Here is a 17,095-nt window from a genome sequence, read left to right as displayed (position 1 = left end):
ATCACGCAAACGTTTTGCCGGCCTATGGCAGCTGCGCGACGGAACGATTACATGAGGCATGAATGACGAGCACGGAGGGCGTGTGATGACGATGGCAGAACGAGGCTTTTTCCAGGCGCTGATGTTCGGCCTCCTGCTGGCCACGCCGTCGCTTGCCGCCGATGGCAAGCCCACGCCCTACTGGGCCAACCCGGCGCCGGTCTACAAGGATCTGCCGGGCGTCGTTTCCCCGGAGGCGCTGGCAAACGAGAAGGCGGCAGAACAGCCGACCTGCACCACCGCCATCGAATACCGTCGCTGGCGGCGCGACGACATCCTCAGCAGCGACAGCGTTCCCGTGACCGTCTATCGTTGCGAGAAGAACGGCATAACCTATTCGAGCACCGAGATGCCCGACCGTCCGTGGGTGCCCGGTCTCAACCCCACCGACCTGCCGCGATACTGAAAGGTACAGCCGCCCGGCACCACCGGCAGGCTGTCGTTTGCGCCCCGGTTTGCAGGCAACAAAAAAGCCCGGCAGAGCCGGGCTTTTTTGTTGGAATTCAAGCCGTTGGTACCGACTTGACCTTGGGAATTTGGTGCCCAGAAGAGGACTCGAACCTCCACGCCTCGCGGCACAGGTACCTGAAACCTGCGCGTCTACCAATTCCGCCATCTGGGCGACGAGGAGCCATGTACTGGTAGCCGCTTCGCCTGTCAACGGCCTTTTTGAAGTTTCTGTGTCAAGCGCGATTTTTCTTCCCCGGCCGTTCATGAGGCTTTTTGCAGATAGCCTGCATTCACGGGGTTTTCGCTTCTTCCCCCTTGTTTTTGCTGGAAGATCGATCGATGTGGCCAAGATCGCGATCCGGCTCTATCACATCGCGGACCCGCTGCTTCAGCTCCTTGGGACCCGGAAAACCGCCGTCGCGAACCCGCTCCCAGATCAGCTGGTCATCGACGCGGATCTCGAAGATGCCGCCGGTTCCCGGGGCGAGCGCCACTTCGCCGAGGCTGTCGGCAAAGGTCTGCAGCAGTTCCTGCGCCATCCAGGCGGAGCGGAGCAGCCAGTTGCACTGGGTGCAGTAGTGGATCGTCACGCGGGGTTTGTTGCTCATTTCGTTCATCCTTCCGATTCGGTCGCGGCGCGCACCATGGTGGCAAGGTCCTTCTCACCGAGCCCCGCCTGTTCCGCGTCGACAAAGCTCTGCCGGGCGGCGATCATCGCCGGCAGGGTCAGGTTCAGGGCGCGGGCGAGATCCATCACCACGCCCGCATCCTTCGCCACGCCGGACAGCGAGAAGCCGACGCTATCGCTCTCCCCCAGAATGACCGGCAGGCGGGATCTGAGCGCCGGACTTGCCGCCGGGCTTGTTTCGAGGAAGCGCAACATCGTCTCGCGGGTGAGGCCCGCCGCCTGGCCGAGTTGCAGCGCCTCCTTCAGCGTCTGCCACAGGCCGAGCAGCATCATGTTGTTGACGAGCTTGGCCGCCGCGCCATGCCCCAGCGGGCCAATGTGGTGAATGCGGTTGGAGAGCCGTTCCGCCACCGGCATGAAGCGCGCCACGTTGTCGGCATCGCCGCCGATATAGAGACCGATGCTGCCCTGGCGCACCTGGTCCGGCCCGCCGGAAATCGGCGCATCGATCGCCTGGGCGCCGGCCGCCGCCAGAGCGGTCCGATGGGCGGGCAGGATGTTCGGGCTGACGGTGCTGGTTTCCACCACCAGCCGCCCGGAAAGGTCGAGCCGCTCCAGTTCGCCGAGCACGGACTCCACCGCCGCGTCGTCCATCAGCGACAGGATGAGGATGTCGGCGGCTTCGACCAGACCTGCCAGATCCGCTGCCGGGCGAAAGCCGAGAGCTGCCGCCTGCTCCTCGTTCACGCCGCGCCGCGTCCAGCCGGTGACCGAAAAACCCTCGCTGGCAAGCCGTTCGGCCATGGCGCTGCCCATCCGCCCAAGCCCGATGATCCCGATGCGTTGCGTCTGCATGCGCCTCCCTTTCCCGCAGTCCGTTGCCGTCCTTCATACCGCCTTCGCGGCGGCTGTGGGTAGAAAAAAACCGACGTGGCGAATCGGTCGAACCACCGGTCGGCGCCCCGCCGGCTGCGAAAAATTGGAACAAGGCGGCCCTCTGGCGGTTTCCTGATCAGTCCCATCAACAACCAAGAGGAAACGTCCATGACACGCAAGCTCATCGCCGCTCTCGCATTTTCCACCGTGCTTCCCATGGCCGCCATCGCGCAGACCGGCACCGCGCCGGCAACGCCCAACACGGCAACCGGCCAGATGACCAATCAGAACAACGCGCAGGGTGGCATGGCCGATGCGCCGCGCAGCAGCGAGGCGACGACAGCCGGCCCCTTCGTGACCGTGCCCGGCCATGGCGCCTGGCGCGTCAGCGATCTGGAAGGCAAGGCCGTTTATGGCACCGAGGGTGAGAACATCGGTGACATTTCCGACGTGCTGGTCAGCCAGGACGGCAGCGTGAACGCCGTCATCATCGGCGTCGGCGGCTTCCTCGGCATCGGCGAGAAGGATGTCGCGGTTCAGATGAACGCCCTGCAGCTCGGCCCCGGCATGACGCAGGAGGAAGCCAACCAGGCGGCAGCCACCACCCCGGCCGTGTCGGGCGAGACGACCGCGTCCACCAATAATGCCACCACCTCCAACCCGGCACCTGGCGCCAACACCAATAATCGCGGTGTCGGCATGGGGGCGCAGGGGGCCAATACGGCCGCCAACCCGAACGCCGCGACACCGAATGCCGCTACCGGCAACCAGACGGCGGCCAACAGCGCGGCATCCGCGACCGGCGATGCCCAGATCGGCGAAAACGGCCTGCCGGAGCGCATCGTGCTGAACGTGACGCGCGAACAGCTGGAAGATGCTCCGGCCTTCGAAGGCATGACGCCGGCACGCTGATCGAATTCCGATCCGGAACCGTGGCTCCGCGGCGCAAGCCGCGGGGCCTTCTGCCGTGCCCTCGCACCTGCAGTGCACCTGCATTTTTGCCATGATTGACGCCCAATCAGCGGAAATCGACGCATGTGGGGGCATCATGGCAGATCTGGTGGTAGAAGGCGGCTTTCCGGTCGCGGGAACAATGCGGCCTTCGGGCAACAAGAACGCGGTGCTGCCGATGCTGTGCGCCACGCTTCTGACCGATGACGAGGTCACCCTCGAAAACGTTCCGGATATAAGCGATATCGACAAGCTCGTCGCCTATTTCGAAAGCAAGGGGTCGAAAGTGCGGCGTGACCGCGCCGCCCAGACGCTTTCCATCCGCCACGATTTTGCAGGCTTTGCCGCCCGCGAGGCGGACCTGCCGCTCGGCATGCGCGCCGCCGTTCTGCTCCTGGCACCGGCCATGATCCGCACCGGCCGGCTCTGTTTCGACACGGAAGCGAAGGGCTGTGCGCTCGGTGTGCGGGAAATCGATCCGCATCTGGAAATCCTGCAGGCCTTCGGCTGCCGCATCCTCTCCTCCCATCCCTGTGAGATGGAGGCGCCGGATCTCTATCGCGGTGCGCGCATCTGGCCGGACTATGCCTCCGTCACTGCCACCGAAACCTTCATCATGATGGCAAGCGTCGCCAAGGGGACCTCGGTGCTCAACAATGCCGCCTCGGAGCCACATGTGCAGGCGCTTTGCGAGATGCTGGTGGCCATGGGCGCCCGCATCGAGGGCATCGGCACCTCGAAGCTGACGATTACCGGCGTCGGCCGCCTTGCGGGCACGCGCGCTAGCGTGCCGGACGATCATCATGAGGTGGCAACCTTCCTGGCCATCGCCGCCGTCACCGGCGGCCGGCTGCGGGTCGAATCGCAGGTGGGCCATCACATGGAGCTGATCCTGCGCCAGTTCGGCAAGCTGGGGATCGCCTTCGAGGTGGAAGAGAATGCCATCACCACCGCCGGCTGGAGCCGCAAGGTGGCGGAGCCCTTTACCGTCGAACTGCTGCCGAAGATCGAGGCGGCGCCCTGGCCCTATTTTCCGGCCGACCTTCTGCCGCAGGCGATCGGTGTTGCCGTCGGCTGCCAGGGCGACGTGATGTTCTGGAACAAGGTCTATGAGGGCGCGCTCGGCTGGTCGGCGGAACTCCTGAAGTTCGGCGCGCGCGTGCATCTCTCCGATCCGCACCGCCTGATCGTCTTCGGCGGCAACACGCTGCGCCCCGCCGTGGTGGAGGCGCCCTATATCATCCGCGTGGTGGTGGCGCTGCTGGTGGCGGCGATCCAGGTGCCGGGTGTCAGCCGCATCAAGAATGCCGACCCGATCCGCCGCGCCTATCCCGATTTCGTGGAGAAGCTGACGGCGCTCGGCGCCCGCGTGCACTGGGAATAGGCGGCGTCAAAAGCCGCGGAACAGGAAATCGGTCGCGGCGGTGATCTCGTCGGCGCGGTGTGAAAGGTCTGTAACGCGCTCACCCATATCCTTCAGGGGAACGGTGGCGATGAACTCGGTCATCATCACGAAGACCTGCCCGCCGATCTCGAAACGTGGGTTGAGCCGCGGCACAAGCCGGGTTACGTCGTCGTGCCGGACCAGAGGCGCCACCACCCGCGTGTGCAGTCCGTCGAGGATGCTGGCCTGAAGATCAAGCGCCAGATCGCCGTTCGGCCCCAGCCGGTGAACCCAGAACCGCGCCATCAGAACAGCCGGTATTTTGCCAGCGGCAATCCATGCTTTTCGACGTAATCATTCGCTGCCGCAATCGCCTCGGCATTCTCGATCCGCCAGAGCCGCTCCTTCTCCGCCTTCACGGCACGCGCAATGCCGTCTTCGGCCGCGCGGGCTACGTCCAGCTTCAGGTCGTTCGCCTCTGCCAGAAGCCGGCTGTCGATCGGAACCTCACCCTTCTTGCGGCCCGTCTGAACCATGAGAGCGCATTCCTTGCTGCACGGGCCACGCTGGCCCGCGGACAGGATTATGACGCAGATGCTAGACGGTGAAAAGCCTCACTCGTCGTTCATCTTCAGCGCTGCAATGAAGGCTTCCTGCGGGATTTCCACCTTGCCGAACTGGCGCATGCGCTTCTTGCCTTCCTTCTGCTTTTCCAGCAGCTTGCGCTTGCGGGTGGCGTCGCCACCGTAGCACTTGGCGGTCACGTCCTTGCGCAGTGCGCGCACCGTTTCGCGTGCGATCACCTTGCCGCCGATTGCGGCCTGGATCGGGATCTGGAACATGTGCGGCGGAATGAGTTCCTTCAGCTTTTCGCACATGCCGCGTCCGCGTCGGTCGGCCGCCGAGCGGTGCACCAGCATCGACAGCGCATCCACCGGATCGCCGTTGACGAGGATCGACATCTTCACGAGGTCGCCCTCGCGGTAATCCATGATGTTGTAATCGAAGGAGGCATAACCCTTCGAGATCGATTTCAGACGGTCGTAGAAATCGAAGACCACTTCGTTGAGCGGCAGTTCATAGGTCAGCATCGCGCGGGTGCCGACATAGGTCAGTTCCGTCTGGATGCCGCGCCGGTCCTGGCAGAGCTTCAGAATGCCGCCGAGATATTCGTCCGGCGTCAGAATGGTCGCCTTGATCCACGGTTCGCGGATTTCTTCGATCTTCACCACGTCCGGCATGTCGGCCGGGTTGTGCAGTTCCTTCTCGGTGCCGTCGGTCAGCGTCATCTGGTAGACGACGGAGGGCGCGGTCGCGACGAGATCGAGGTTGAACTCGCGCTCCAGGCGCTCCTGGATGATTTCGAGATGCAGGAGGCCGAGGAAGCCGCAGCGGAAGCCGAAGCCAAGCGCTGCCGAGCTTTCCATTTCAAACGAGAAGGAGGCGTCGTTGAGGCGAAGCTTGCCCATCGCCGCGCGCAGGTCTTCGAAGTCGGCGGCATCGACGGGGAAGAGGCCGCAGAAGACCACGGGCTGCGCCGGCTTGAAGCCGGGCAGGGCCTGTGCCGTCGGGCGCCGGTCATCGGTAATGGTATCGCCGACGCGAGTATCGGCCACTTCCTTGATCGAGGCGGTGATGAAGCCGATCTCGCCGGGGCCGAGGCTGTCGACATTGACCATCTTCGGTGTCAGCACGCCGACGCGTTCCACCGTGTATTTGGCATCCGTGCCCATCATGCGGATCTGCTGGCCCTTCACCAGCACGCCGTCGACGATGCGCACCAGAACCATCACGCCGAGATAGGTGTCGTACCAGCTGTCGACCAGCAGCGCCTTCAGCGGGGCCTTGTCGCCGCCTTCGCTCCTGGGCGCCGGCAGCCTGTTGACGATGGCCTCCAGCACGTCCGGGATGCCAAGCCCGGTCTTGGCCGAGATCAGCACGGCATCGGAGGCATCGATGCCGATCACTTCCTCGATCTGGTCCTTGATCCGCTCCGGTTCGGCGGCAGGCAGATCGATCTTGTTGAGAACCGTCACCAGTTCGTGGTTGTTGTCGATTGCCTGATAGACATTGGCCAGCGTCTGGGCTTCCACGCCCTGGCTGGCATCCACCACCAGCAGCGAGCCCTCGCAGGCCGACAGCGAGCGCGAGACTTCGTAGGCAAAGTCCACGTGGCCGGGTGTGTCGATCAGGTTCAGCACATAGGTCTCGCCATTGTTGGCCTTGTAGTGCAGGCGCACCGTCTGGGCCTTGATGGTGATGCCGCGCTCGCGCTCGATCTCCATGTTGTCGAGTACCTGCTCCGACATCTCGCGGTCGGCGAGGCCGCCCGTCGACTGGATCAGGCGGTCGGCAAGCGTCGATTTGCCATGGTCGATATGGGCGACGATGGAAAAGTTGCGGATATGGTCAAGGGGCGTGCGGTCTGTGCTCATGGCTCGCGCATATAGCAGCGAGGCCTTGCAACGCCTAGCGGGAAATTGCGGCAAAGCTTGAGAAAACCGGGGCTTTCGCCGGTCCGGGCGCCTGTTTCGCCGTCGTCAGCCGGTTGGCTCCGCCGGCTGGTCGGCCGGACGCGCTTCCGGATCGGTCAGCACGGCGGCATTCGGCAGCTGGGCGCTGCGCAGCTCGAACGTCTCCCGCTCGGCGCTTGGAACCGGATCGCGCTCGTTGAGGCGCCAGAGCGTGAAGAGAAGATAGGCGGCGGCGACCAGCAGGGCGGCGCCGATAAAGGTTTTGGGCCCGAAGGCCGGCGTAAGCGCAGTGACGGCCAGCGGCACCACGGTGGCCGCCGCCGACCATGCCACCAGCAGCGTGCTGGAGAGCGGCACGTAATCGCCTGGATCGGCCCGGTCGTTGGAATGGGCATTGGCGATCGAATAGATCGTCTCGATCGCGCCGCCGAAGACCATGAAGATCAGCATGAACAGGATCATCTGGGCAAAGGAGGCAAACAGCGCGGCACTTCCTGCGGCCAGGATGATCGCGCAGGTGATCAGCAGCACCCGGCGGCGGTCCATGCGATCGGAGAGGATGCCGAGCGGATACTGCACGAAGAGCAGGCCCGTCTGCATCACGAACATCAGCAGGCCCACCTGCTGCTGCGCCACGCCATTGGTGGTGGCATAGATCGGCACGAAACCCTGCACGACCATCGACAGCCCGCCAGAGGCGAGAACGCCGATCAGGCCGACCGGCGAGATCCGCCAGGCCATCGCCACGTCGACATTCACCCTTGCCGGCGCCGGCGGGTTGGGCAGCCGCGTCAGGCCGATCGGCAGGATGGCGAGCGCGGTAAAGAAGATCGTCAGAAGTGGCGTGAGATTTCCGGAGGTCGGGATCTGTCCGAACAGCCAGGCGCCGCAGCCAAGCCCCAGCACATAGGCCATGTAGAAGAAGGACATGGCCCGGCCGCGCCAGGTGTTGGAGGCGGCATGGTTGAGCCAGCTCTGCGCGATGATGAAGTTGCAGTTGGCGGCCGCGCCGTAGAGCCCGCGGCCGAGGATCCACAGCCAGACGGAAAGGTTGGAGGCGATGAAGGCGGCGGCAATGATGACGATGGCCATCGAGCAGGCAAACAGCCGCGCATGGCCGACGCGCTGGATCAGCGGTCCGGTCACCACGCAGCCGACCAGCCCGCCGAAGGCGACCGCCGTGACCGCCGCGCCCGGCGCCCAGGCGGCATCCGGCGACAGCGCCAGCATATAGGGGCTGTAGGCAAACATCAGGCCGCTGCCCACCGCTGCCGTGGTCATCGAGGCGACGATGCTGGCGATCGACAGGGGAGAGGACGCCCGATCAGGCTGGCCGTGCATGAAGCCTCCGCAAACACACAAACAGCAACGAGACCAGCGCCGGCCATCCGGGCAAGAGTCGTGGAGTTCGATCAACGATACCGCATTGCCATGCCGCGTGGCTGTCGTAAAGACGCCGCGCCCTGATCGTCTGGCGGCAGAAATTCCATCATGCGGTCACTTGACTCCACTATAGTGGAAATGCATGATCAGAATATGGAACAGACAGATCAACAGTTCGAAGGGGCGCTGGGGGACCGGCTGAAGGCGCTGAGGGCGCGACAGGCCTTCACGCTCGACCAGCTGGCGACCGCCTCCGGCGTCAGCCGCGCGATGATCTCGCGCATCGAACGGGGCGAGGCGAGCCCGACGGCGGCCCTGCTGGCGCGGCTCTGCGAGGCGCTTGGCCTGTCGCTGTCGGAGTTTTTTGCCCCCGACAATCCGAGCCGCGCACCGCTTGTGCGGCGAAAGGACCAGCGCCTGTGGCGCGACCCCGTCACCGGTTATCTGCGCCGTTCGATTTCGCCGCCCGGCATGCCCTCGCGCGTGGACATCGTCGAAGTGGATTTTCCGCCGGGGGCGCGCGTGAGCTTTCCGCCGCGCGAGGAGAGCCGCTCCATGACCCAGCATATCTGGGTATTTGCGGGCGTGCTCGAAATGATCCTGCCCGGCGAGACCTACCGGCTGGAAGCGGGCGACTGCCTTTTCATGGATATCGGCGACGCCTTCCAGTTTCATAACCCGACCGACAAACCCGTGCGTTACGCCGTCATTCTCGACCGCGGGCGCTGACCACTCCCAGGAACCATTCCGCGATGTCCATGATTCGTATCGTCTCCGCCCAAGAGGCCCTCCCGCTGTTGTCCGACCTCAGCGAGGTGCTGTCCGATTGCATCAATGGCGGCGCCTCTTTGGGGTTCATGCTGCCCTTCGAGCCGAAGGATGCGCTGGGTTACTGGCACGGTGTCGTGGCAAGCGTCGCCGCCGGCCACACCATCCTGGCGGTGGCGGAGCATGAAGGGCGCGTCGTTGGCACGGTGCAGGTGGGGCTGGCACAAAAGCCCAATCAGCCGCACCGGGGCGACCTGATGAAACTCCTCGTCCACCGCTCGGCGCGCGGGCTCGGCCTGTCGCGCAGGCTGATGGCGACCGTGGAGGAGGAGGCAGCACGCCGCGGGCGGACCCTGCTGGTGCTGGACACCGCAACCGGCAGCGAAGCGGAGGCGATCTACCCCCGCTTCGGTTGGGAAAAGGCCGGCGTCATTCCCGATTATGCGCTCTGGCCGCAGGGCGGGTTCTGCGACACCACTGTGTTCTACAAGCGGATCGGCTGAGCCTATTTCAGCGTCTTTTCGAACGCCTCGACAATCAGCTTTTCCGCGTCCTTGTGAACCTCGGCGCGGTCGCGCAGGCCCTTGCCGTCGCAGATCGGGTCAGCATCGCCGGTTTCGCTCAGCATCTCCTCAGCGCCCGGCTTGCAGATCGGCAGGAAGCTGAAATGATTGGCGCCGGGGATCTGGTGATACTGCGCGCCGGGGATTTCGGCAGACAGCGCGTCGGATTTGACTGCGACCGGCACGGCGCCCGGGCTGCCGAGGTTGATGATGGTCGTCGGCACCTTGATCGCCTTCAGGCTGTCCGCCTTGAAGGCTGTGGCGAGACCGGGGTCGACGATCACGGCGGAGGTGACGCGCGGATCGAGATTCGACTGCTCGAAATGCGCCTTGTCGAACGCCCGCAGCTTCACGACCGGTGAGGCGACCCGCTTGCCGTCGACGAAACCAAAACCGCCGGCAAACCACTGGCAATCCATCATCATTGTGTAGCGGTCGCAATAATCGGCATAGGCATTGAGATCGGCACGCGCACCGATCAACTCCAGCGCGGTGCTGCCGCCAAGCGAGAAGCCGATGACGCCGATCTTTGCGGCATCGACCGATGCCTTCCAGCGGGCGTCACCGGTCATCCAGGTGATGATATTCGACAGATCCTGCGTTCGTTCCCAGATGCGCGGCGTGGCAATCGGCGTGGAATCGCCGCTGGTCGTGCCGGGATGATCGGGACCGGCGACGATGAAGCCCTGTTCCGCAAGACGTGCGGCAATCCAGGCCATCCCTTGCGCCCGCGATCCGGATCCGTGCGACAGCAGGATCAGCGGATGGCGCCCGGGATCGATTACGGCATCCGGCTTTGCGGCAGCACCGGTGAAGATGCGGTTGTCGCCGATGAGACCCTCCGGCGCAGGCGCCTTTGCGGGATACCAGACATCGACGGCAAGTGGCCTGCCGCGCTGCAGCGAGGGAACGGAAATCGTGGTCGCGCCGATGGAGGTATCGGCAGAGGCCGTCCAGGGCAGGAAGGTGGTCGAGAGCAGGGTGGCAAGCAGAAGAAGGCGTGTCATGGGAGAACCTCGTTGGATGAAGAGACGAGGCGAGACTTGCGGATCTCATGAGGCTTCTCGACCTCGAACATGTTCGAGGTCGTCTCGAACGTGATCCGGGCCAGGGGAAACCTGCGGAACCTCCCGGCCTCCTGCCGGTTGGTACCCATTATCCCCGCCAACCACGGAGGCAAACCATGAGCAAGACGAACGTCAAGGAACAGCAGGCCCGGGCCAAGGCACAGGTGGAGAACACCAGCGCCGGCGGCCATCTGGGGGGCACCTATTACGGCCAGGAGCCGGACGGCAAGACGGCAAGCGACAATGATCGGGTCGGCGCGAAAGCCCGGCCGAACAATGGCAGCAACTGAGCCGCCTCCTTCGGGATGCGTGTCAGAACAGGAATGACCGAAGCCTCGCCTTGTTGCGGGGCTTCACTGGCGGGATGGTGGCGGAACCGCGGCGCGCCGGGCAAAGCGGTCGGCGCCGCTGCCGGTCACACAGGCCTCGCAGGCCAGCCGGGCGGCCAGAGCCGCCAGCTTTTCCGGATCGGTCAGGCCCATCCGGTAAAGTCTGAGCACGATGCGCGCGATGCGGTCCGCATCAAGGGCGCGCTCCTGCATGGTGCAGGCAAACAGCACCGACCGGACCGCCGTGTCCATGATGGCGAGATCGCCGGGGTCGAGAATGTTCGGATAAAACCGGATGTGCCGCTGCGGCATGCCTTTCTCCGTTCAGCAGCCTTCAACAATAGGTCGTAACCGAACTTGCGCAATATCAAATGTTAAAAAACGGTCCGTCAGGCCGGTGACCGCCGGCCGCGAGTGCCGGGCTCCGGATGCAGGAAGGCGGCAGCCCCTGCGGACTGCCGCCTTCCTGCAATGTCGTCGTGGACCGTCTGGTGTTACGGCGTGCCGTTGCGCTGCTGGATCATCATGAAGGTGTCGAAGCTGTAGTCCGCGATCTGCAGCCACAGGTAACCGTCCTTCTTGAAGGCCTGCTGGCTGTCGTAGATCTTCTTGAAGCTGGCATTGCCGGCGCTGATTTCCGCATAGGTTTCCTGCGCCGCCTTATAGCAGACATCGAGGATGTCCTGGCTGAAGGGGCGCAGGACGGCGCCTTCGGCTACCAGCTCGCGCAGAGCCTTGGCGTTCAGCGCGTCGTAGCGCTCCAGCATCAGCGCATTGGCGCGGGCGCAGGCATCGGTCAGGATGCGCTGGTAGCGCTTCGGCAGGTTCTGGAACTTCTCGTTGTTGAAGAAGGCATGAACCGTCGGGCCGCCTTCCCACCAGGCCGGATAGTAGTAGTATTTCGCGACCTTGTAGAAGCCGAGCTTGTGGTCGTCATAGGGGCCCACGAATTCGGTGGCGTCGATCGTGCCCTTTTCGAGCGCCGCATAGACATCGCCGCCGGCGATCTGCTGCGGCGTCACGCCGACCTTGCTCATCACCTGGCCGGCAAGGCCCGCGATGCGCATCTTCAGTCCCTTCAGGTCGTCGACCGTCTTGATCTCCTTGCGGAACCAGCCGCCCATCTGGGCGCCCGTATTGCCGGCGGGCAGGGCATAGAGGTTGTGGCCGGCGAGAAACTCGTTCAGCAGCTCGTTGCCGCCGCCGACCGAGAACCAGGAATTGCCAAGCCGGGCATTGAGGCCGAAGGGAATGGCGGTGCCGAGAGCGAAGGTCGGATCCTTGCCGACATAATAATAGGCGCAGGTATGGGCCATTTCCACGGTGCCGGCGGCCACCGCATCGGCAGCCTGCAGCGGCGGCACGATTTCGCCGGCCGCATAGGTCTGGATCTGGAACTTGCCGTCGGTTGCCTCGGACACGCTTCTCGCGATTTCGGTCGCGGTGTCGAACAGGATATTGAGGCTCTTCGGGAAGGAGGAGGTCAGCCGCCAGGTCAGCGCCGGATTTTCCTGGGCAATGGCCGGGGCGGCCAGAGCGGCGGCGCCAACACCGGCAACACCGGCCTGGCGGAAGAAGGATCTGCGGTTCATGGACTAAAAACCTTCAATTTCAGGGGGTGCTGAGCAAAAGCTCAGGCTGGTTGCCCCTAAATCATTTTGTTGCAAGGGCTGCAAGGCAAAACGGGCGAAAATTGCGCTCTTCGCTACCGGCGCGCGCGGTTCGTTGCGCCCGGTTGCCGGCGCCTGGCGTCGCCATCCGCAGCGTGAGGCGGCTTGCCAGGGAGGGTGCATTACATTAGAATTATAATAATTCTAAAAAGGACAGAAAACATGTTTGAGCTTTTCCGCGGCCAGGGCCGCCGCAGCTTCGCCTCGCTTGACGAGGCGGAAATCCTGGCGCTGGCCATCTCCTCGGAAGAGGAGGATGCGCGCATCTATCTCTCTTATGCCCGCGCGCTCGACGCGCAGGCGCCGGACAGCGCGAAGGTCTTTCGCGACATGGCGGAGGTGGAGCAGGCACATCGCAACATGCTGATTTCCCAGTTCCGCCAGCGCTTCGGTGAGGAGATTCCGCTGATCCGCCGCGAGCATGTGCGCGGCTTCTACCAACGCCGCCCGGACTGGCTGATGACGAACCTGTCTCTGGAGACGATCCGCGCCCAGGCGGAACTGATGGAAGAGCAGGCTGCGCGTTTCTACCGGGAAGCCGCCAGGCATGTGACCGATGCTTCCACCCGGCAGCTGCTCGGCGATCTGGCACTGGCCGAGCAGGGCCATGGCGAGATTGCCCGCATGCTGGGCGACAAGCACGCGCCGGAAGAGGTTCGTCAGGAGGAGGCGGCCACCGAGCGCCGGCAGTTCATTCTCACTTATGTTCAGCCGGGGCTGGCCGGTCTGATGGACGGATCGGTCTCGACGCTGGCACCGATCTTTGCGGCAGCCTTTGCCACGCAGGACACCTGGCAGACCTTCCTGATCGGCCTGTCCGCCTCGGTCGGCGCTGGCATCTCGATGGGCTTCACGGAAGCGGCGCATGACGATGGCAAGCTTTCCGGACGCGGCTCGCCGCTGAAGCGCGGTCTCGCCTCCGGCATCATGACAGCGGTCGGCGGCCTCGGTCACGCGCTGCCCTATCTCATTCCGCATTTCTGGACGGCCACCATCGTTGCGGCGATTGTCGTCTTCATCGAATTGTGGGCCATCGCCTTCATCCAGAACAAGTACATGGAAACCCCCTTCCTGCGCGCCGTCTTCCAGGTGGTGTTCGGCGGCTCCCTCGTCCTCGCCGCCGGCATTTTGATCGGGAATGGGTGAGGAGCGTTTGGCCGCAGGCCAAGCAATCGATCCAGTGGATCGATTGCAGCGACGAACGCGCCGAGCCAAACGCGAGGCGCCGGGGCCTTTGCCTGTTGTCGCAGCGGGGGCCGTCATCAGTCGGGCAAGAAAAAAGGCCGGGACTGCCGGCCTTTTCCAGAAGGTGTGTGGGTCGATCAGCGCAGCGCGCCGACCAGGATGTCGCGACCGTCCTCGATGGTGACCCAGCGGCCGGTGTTGAAGGTCGCCTGACGCTTCAGATAGGTATAGGGCGTCTCGGTCCACAGCTTCACCTCGTCGGTCAGGTTGTCGAGGATGAAGTCGCCTTCCGAGGTGCGAACGGTCAGCACCGCGTGACCTTCGCCATCGGGCTTGCGCACCACGGTGATCAGCAGGTCGGAGAGAGAAAAGCCGCGCTCGGCCAGTTCCTTGCGCTTCTGCAGTACATAGTCCTCGCAGTCGCCGGCATCGACGGGATAGGCCCAGACCTCCTCGCGGCCATAGACCTCCATGTCGGTGCGCGCCACGATGCGGGAATTTACCGAGCTGTTGATCTCGTGGACCATCTGCCAGCCGTAATCGGTGACCTTCGGCGGCGGCGCGGAGGCGAAGCGGATATTGCATTCGTCCTTGTGGATCTGACAGAATTCGTAATGTCCGATCGGCTGGGATGTAATGCCGCCGGTCACCATGTGCGTCGTCGGCAGCGACGCCGGCGCAGCCATGCTCGTCTGCGCAATCATTGCGGCCAGCAGCACGCCGAGGTGCCGCCCCTTCAGGGCATTCATCATGGACCCGTCCCTTCAAATCCTAACAAAAGGTTAAGAGCCGAAGGGACAGGGTGTCAATTATGAACAGAGTCTTAACAGCGGGACTCTTCGTTTATGGTTAAAAACTGCGGCGTTTTAGTCGCAGCTCATGAAAGGGCGATCTCAGAGAAGCGCGGCGATGGCCGCCCGGATGCGCTCGATGTCCTGTGGTCGCGACAGCCGGTGGTCGCCATCGCGCACCAGCGTCAGAACCACATCGTCGGCCGGCAGGAATTCCATCAGCTTCAGGGCGTGCCGGTAGGGCACGTCCTCGTCGCACATGCCCTGCAGGATATGCACCGGGCAGCCCGTCTCGATCACTCCCTGCAGCACGCGGTTGCGGCGGCCGTCCTCGATCAGCGCGCGGGTAAAGATGTTGGGCTCGGTGCTGTACTGCGATGGCTCCTCGAAGAAGCTGCGTTCCTCCAGCGAGCGGCGCTCCTCGTCCTTCAGGGCCGGCTCGATCAGGTCGCTGGTGAAATCGGGTGCGGGCGCAATCAGGACCATGCCGCGTACCTTCGGCGCGCCGGGATGGCGGGCAAGCTCCTGCACGGCGCGCAGGGCGATCCAGCCGCCCATCGACGAGCCGACCAGGATCACCTCCGTCGCCGGATGGGCGTGGATCACCGCCAGCGTCTCCTCGAGCCAGCGCGAGATGGTGCCGTCGCGGAAGGCGCCGCCGGAGCGGCCATGGCCCGAATAGTCAAAGCGCAGCGCGGCCAGCCCGCGCTCGGCCGCCAGGCGGTCCATCTCCAGCGCCTTGGTGCCCGTCATGTCGGAGCGGTAGCCGCCGAGCCACACCAGCATCGGGCCGCTGCCCGGCCGATGCAGGGTCGCGATCGGGCGTGCTTCGGCATTGTCGCCGACAATGAGGGGGGTGGGGTGGTCGACCGCGGATGGCTGTGTCATGCGTTTGTCTCTCCGGCTGGATGGCTGCCTATAAAACAGATTCGCGAAAAGCCGGCAGCAGGTGATTTCTCCCAGCAAATATGCTATTGACTTCGAAGCAGCGTTGACGACATTGCCCGCTATTGCGCCGGGCGCAGATGATCGCCGCTGCGATCCAGAAACAATTCGAGGAGAATACGACCATTCGCAGACCATTCAAAGCCGACGCTCCAGTCAAGGACGGGCCGCGCTCCAACCGGGAAATCCGCATCCCCCGCGTTCAGCTGATCAACGCAGAGGGTGAAAACCTCGGCATCGTGCCGACAGATCAGGCGCTGAAGATGGCGGAAGAGGCGGGTCTCGATCTGGTCGAGATTTCTCCCAACAATGACCCGCCGGTCTGCAAGATTCTCGATCTCGGCAAGCTGAAATACGCCAATCAGAAGAAGGCGGCCGAAGCGCGCAAGAAGCAGAAGATCGTCGAAATCAAAGAAATCAAGATGCGTCCGAACATCGACACCCATGACTATGAGGTGAAGATGAAGGCCATCAACCGCTTCTTTGAAGATGGCGACAAGGTTCGCGTGACGCTGCGCTTCCGCGGTCGTGAAATGGCGCACCAGGAACTTGGCATGAAGCTTCTGCTTCAGGTGAAGGAAGACACCGCGGCGATCGCCAAGGTGGAGGCCGAGCCGAAGCTGGAAGGCCGCCAGATGATGATGGTGCTGGCCCCCCGCTGAGGCCAGCCTTTCCGCTCGGCTGAAGGGCCCGGATCTGCCGCTTCTCACGGGCGGCGACAATCCCTCTTTCCCCATTGCGCTTTGCGGCATCTGCCGCTATAAGCGCGCGTCCGAACGGTCCGGCAGGGCATGCCGTGTCCGTTCTTGAATTGCTTGGAGCTGGCCTCGTCAGCCGGTTCCGATACAAGAATTATGGAGTAGCAAAATGCCCAAGATGAAGACGAAGTCCTCCGCCAAGAAGCGGTTCAAGATCACCGCGACCGGCAAGGTCGTTGCGGCTGCCGCCGGCAAGCGCCACGGCATGATCAAGCGTTCCAACAAGTTCATCCGCGATGCACGCGGCACGATGATTCTCGCCGAAGCTGACGGCAAGAAGGTCATCAAGAACTACCTGCCGAACGGTCTCTGAGACCCAATCGCATCTGGAACACGTTAAGGAGATCATGACATGGCACGCGTAAAACGTGGCGTAACCTCTCGCGCCAAGCACACCAAGACCCTCAAGGCCGCCAAGGGCTTCTATGGCCGCCGCAAGAATACCATCCGCGCCGCAAAGGCTGCCGTCGATCGTTCGCGCCAGATGGCGACGCGCGACCGCCGCGCCAAGAAGCGGAACTTCCGCGCGCTCTGGATCCAGCGCATCAACGCAGCTGTGCGCGAATTCGGCCTGACCTACGGCCGCTTCATCGACGGCCTGAACAAGGCTGGCATCGAAGTGGACCGCAAGGTTCTCTCCGACATGGCCATCCACGAGCCGGCTGCCTTCGGCGCCCTGGTCGAAGCCTCCAAGAAGGCTCTCGCCTACCTCAAGGAAGCCGGCACGGCCAACGAGTTTGAAAGCGCGGTTCGTTAACCAGCGCTTCCCAGGCTTGTAAGCTTCGTAGATTTGGGAAACCCGCGCTGGTTTGGGCTGGCGCGGGTTTTTCATTT

21 protein-coding genes and 1 tRNA gene are annotated in these 17,095 nt (G+C 63.8%); 10 read left to right on the top strand and 12 right to left on the bottom strand.

Annotated features, from left to right (window positions below):
- Window positions 1–85 precede the first annotated feature (85 nt).
- The gene (locus KLP42_RS16160; RefSeq protein WP_215567944.1) at window positions 86–445 is read left to right on the top strand and encodes a hypothetical protein; all 360 of its coding nucleotides are present in this window, start codon (window positions 86–88) and stop codon (window positions 443–445) included.
- Between the two features lie 131 nt (window positions 446–576).
- Here KLP42_RS16160 and KLP42_RS16155 read toward each other — a convergent pair.
- The 3 genes from KLP42_RS16155 to KLP42_RS16145 form a co-directional block, all read right to left on the bottom strand.
- A tRNA-Leu gene (locus tag KLP42_RS16155) sits at window positions 577–661 on the bottom strand.
- Window positions 662–779: 118 nt separating this feature from the next.
- Window positions 780–1,097 (bottom strand): Rdx family protein, encoded by a 318-nt coding sequence (locus KLP42_RS16150; RefSeq protein ID WP_215567942.1) that lies wholly within the window; start codon window positions 1,095–1,097, stop codon window positions 780–782.
- Window positions 1,098–1,102: 5 nt separating this feature from the next.
- Entirely contained in the window at window positions 1,103–1,972 is an 870-nt protein-coding gene (locus KLP42_RS16145; protein WP_215567941.1) for an NAD(P)-dependent oxidoreductase, read from the bottom strand.
- 189 nt (window positions 1,973–2,161) lie between these two features.
- Between KLP42_RS16145 and KLP42_RS16140 the strand changes: the two genes are divergently transcribed.
- Both KLP42_RS16140 and KLP42_RS16135 read left to right on the top strand, forming a co-directional pair.
- Window positions 2,162–2,905, top strand: a complete 744-nt coding sequence (locus KLP42_RS16140; protein WP_215567940.1) for a PRC-barrel domain-containing protein — start codon at window positions 2,162–2,164, stop codon at window positions 2,903–2,905.
- A gap of 136 nt (window positions 2,906–3,041) precedes the next feature.
- The gene (locus KLP42_RS16135; RefSeq protein ID WP_215567939.1) at window positions 3,042–4,328 is read left to right on the top strand and encodes a UDP-N-acetylglucosamine 1-carboxyvinyltransferase; all 1,287 of its coding nucleotides are present in this window, start codon (window positions 3,042–3,044) and stop codon (window positions 4,326–4,328) included.
- A gap of 6 nt (window positions 4,329–4,334) precedes the next feature.
- On the opposite strand, the gene KLP42_RS16130 is transcribed toward KLP42_RS16135, so the two are convergent.
- The 4 genes from KLP42_RS16130 to KLP42_RS16115 all read right to left on the bottom strand — a co-directional run bounded on the left by KLP42_RS16130 (window position 4,335) and on the right by KLP42_RS16115 (window position 8,143).
- Complete coding sequence (locus KLP42_RS16130; protein ID WP_215567938.1) at window positions 4,335–4,634, bottom strand: CcdB family protein; 300 nt, start codon at window positions 4,632–4,634, stop codon at window positions 4,335–4,337.
- Window positions 4,634–4,864 carry a type II toxin-antitoxin system CcdA family antitoxin gene (locus KLP42_RS16125; protein ID WP_215567937.1) on the bottom strand — a complete coding sequence of 77 codons (231 nt, stop codon included), beginning with the start codon at window positions 4,862–4,864 and terminating at the stop codon, window positions 4,634–4,636. The genes KLP42_RS16130 and KLP42_RS16125 overlap by 1 nt, the downstream gene beginning before the upstream one ends.
- A 78-nt stretch (window positions 4,865–4,942) precedes the next feature.
- A complete protein-coding gene (gene lepA / locus KLP42_RS16120; protein WP_215567936.1) occupies window positions 4,943–6,763 on the bottom strand; it encodes a translation elongation factor 4 in 1,821 nt (606 codons plus the stop codon).
- A gap of 105 nt (window positions 6,764–6,868) precedes the next feature.
- A complete protein-coding gene (locus KLP42_RS16115) occupies window positions 6,869–8,143 on the bottom strand; it encodes an MFS transporter (RefSeq protein WP_215567935.1) in 1,275 nt (424 codons plus the stop codon).
- Window positions 8,144–8,338: 195 nt separating this feature from the next.
- On the opposite strand from KLP42_RS16115, the gene KLP42_RS16110 reads away from it, so the two are divergent.
- Both KLP42_RS16110 and KLP42_RS16105 read left to right on the top strand, forming a co-directional pair.
- The gene (locus tag KLP42_RS16110) at window positions 8,339–8,914 is read left to right on the top strand and encodes a helix-turn-helix domain-containing protein (RefSeq protein ID WP_215567934.1); all 576 of its coding nucleotides are present in this window, start codon (window positions 8,339–8,341) and stop codon (window positions 8,912–8,914) included.
- Between the two features lie 29 nt (window positions 8,915–8,943).
- Window positions 8,944–9,456 carry a GNAT family N-acetyltransferase gene (locus KLP42_RS16105; protein ID WP_502941309.1) on the top strand — a complete coding sequence of 171 codons (513 nt, stop codon included), beginning with the start codon at window positions 8,944–8,946 and terminating at the stop codon, window positions 9,454–9,456.
- A 2-nt stretch (window positions 9,457–9,458) separates the two neighbouring features.
- Here KLP42_RS16105 and KLP42_RS16100 read toward each other — a convergent pair whose 3' ends face one another.
- Window positions 9,459–10,523 carry an alpha/beta hydrolase family protein gene (locus KLP42_RS16100; RefSeq protein ID WP_215567932.1) on the bottom strand — a complete coding sequence of 355 codons (1,065 nt, stop codon included), beginning with the start codon at window positions 10,521–10,523 and terminating at the stop codon, window positions 9,459–9,461.
- A 176-nt stretch (window positions 10,524–10,699) separates the two neighbouring features.
- Between KLP42_RS16100 and KLP42_RS16095 the strand changes: the two genes are divergently transcribed.
- Window positions 10,700–10,873, top strand: coding sequence for a hypothetical protein (locus tag KLP42_RS16095; protein ID WP_215567931.1), 174 nt, complete (start codon window positions 10,700–10,702; stop codon window positions 10,871–10,873).
- Between the two features lie 63 nt (window positions 10,874–10,936).
- Here the strand turns inward: KLP42_RS16095 and KLP42_RS16090 are convergent, their stop codons facing one another.
- Both KLP42_RS16090 and KLP42_RS16085 read right to left on the bottom strand, forming a co-directional pair.
- The gene (locus tag KLP42_RS16090) at window positions 10,937–11,224 is read right to left on the bottom strand and encodes a hypothetical protein (protein ID WP_215567930.1); all 288 of its coding nucleotides are present in this window, start codon (window positions 11,222–11,224) and stop codon (window positions 10,937–10,939) included.
- Between the two features lie 182 nt (window positions 11,225–11,406).
- Entirely contained in the window at window positions 11,407–12,504 is a 1,098-nt protein-coding gene (locus KLP42_RS16085) for a TRAP transporter substrate-binding protein (protein ID WP_215567929.1), read from the bottom strand.
- Window positions 12,505–12,744: 240 nt separating this feature from the next.
- On the opposite strand from KLP42_RS16085, the gene mbfA reads away from it, so the two are divergent.
- Entirely contained in the window at window positions 12,745–13,728 is a 984-nt protein-coding gene (gene mbfA / locus KLP42_RS16080) for an iron exporter MbfA (protein WP_215567928.1), read from the top strand.
- A gap of 176 nt (window positions 13,729–13,904) precedes the next feature.
- Here the strand turns inward: mbfA and KLP42_RS16075 are convergent, their stop codons facing one another.
- Together KLP42_RS16075 and KLP42_RS16070 are read right to left on the bottom strand one after the other, a co-directional pair.
- Window positions 13,905–14,471 (bottom strand): transglutaminase-like cysteine peptidase, encoded by a 567-nt coding sequence (locus KLP42_RS16075; protein WP_252193059.1) that lies wholly within the window; start codon window positions 14,469–14,471, stop codon window positions 13,905–13,907.
- 189 nt (window positions 14,472–14,660) lie between these two features.
- Window positions 14,661–15,446, bottom strand: a complete 786-nt coding sequence (locus KLP42_RS16070; protein ID WP_215567926.1) for an alpha/beta hydrolase — start codon at window positions 15,444–15,446, stop codon at window positions 14,661–14,663.
- A 182-nt stretch (window positions 15,447–15,628) separates the two neighbouring features.
- On the opposite strand from KLP42_RS16070, the gene infC reads away from it, so the two are divergent.
- The 3 genes from infC (at window position 15,629) to rplT (ending at window position 17,018) form a co-directional block, all read left to right on the top strand.
- Window positions 15,629–16,165, top strand: a complete 537-nt coding sequence (gene infC, locus KLP42_RS16065) for a translation initiation factor IF-3 (RefSeq protein WP_215568157.1) — start codon at window positions 15,629–15,631, stop codon at window positions 16,163–16,165.
- Window positions 16,166–16,370: 205 nt separating this feature from the next.
- Window positions 16,371–16,574 (top strand): 50S ribosomal protein L35, encoded by a 204-nt coding sequence (gene rpmI, locus KLP42_RS16060; protein WP_099056273.1) that lies wholly within the window; start codon window positions 16,371–16,373, stop codon window positions 16,572–16,574.
- Window positions 16,575–16,613: 39 nt separating this feature from the next.
- Window positions 16,614–17,018 carry a 50S ribosomal protein L20 gene (gene rplT, locus KLP42_RS16055; protein WP_215567925.1) on the top strand — a complete coding sequence of 135 codons (405 nt, stop codon included), beginning with the start codon at window positions 16,614–16,616 and terminating at the stop codon, window positions 17,016–17,018.
- Window positions 17,019–17,095: the final 77 nt, after the last annotated feature.

Source organism: Rhizobium sp. CSW-27 (assembly GCF_018760785.1).
Lineage (GTDB): Bacteria > Pseudomonadota > Alphaproteobacteria > Rhizobiales > Rhizobiaceae > Neorhizobium.
The sequence above is the reverse complement of the archived record's forward strand: the minus strand, read 5'-3'. Positions and strand labels throughout refer to the sequence as shown.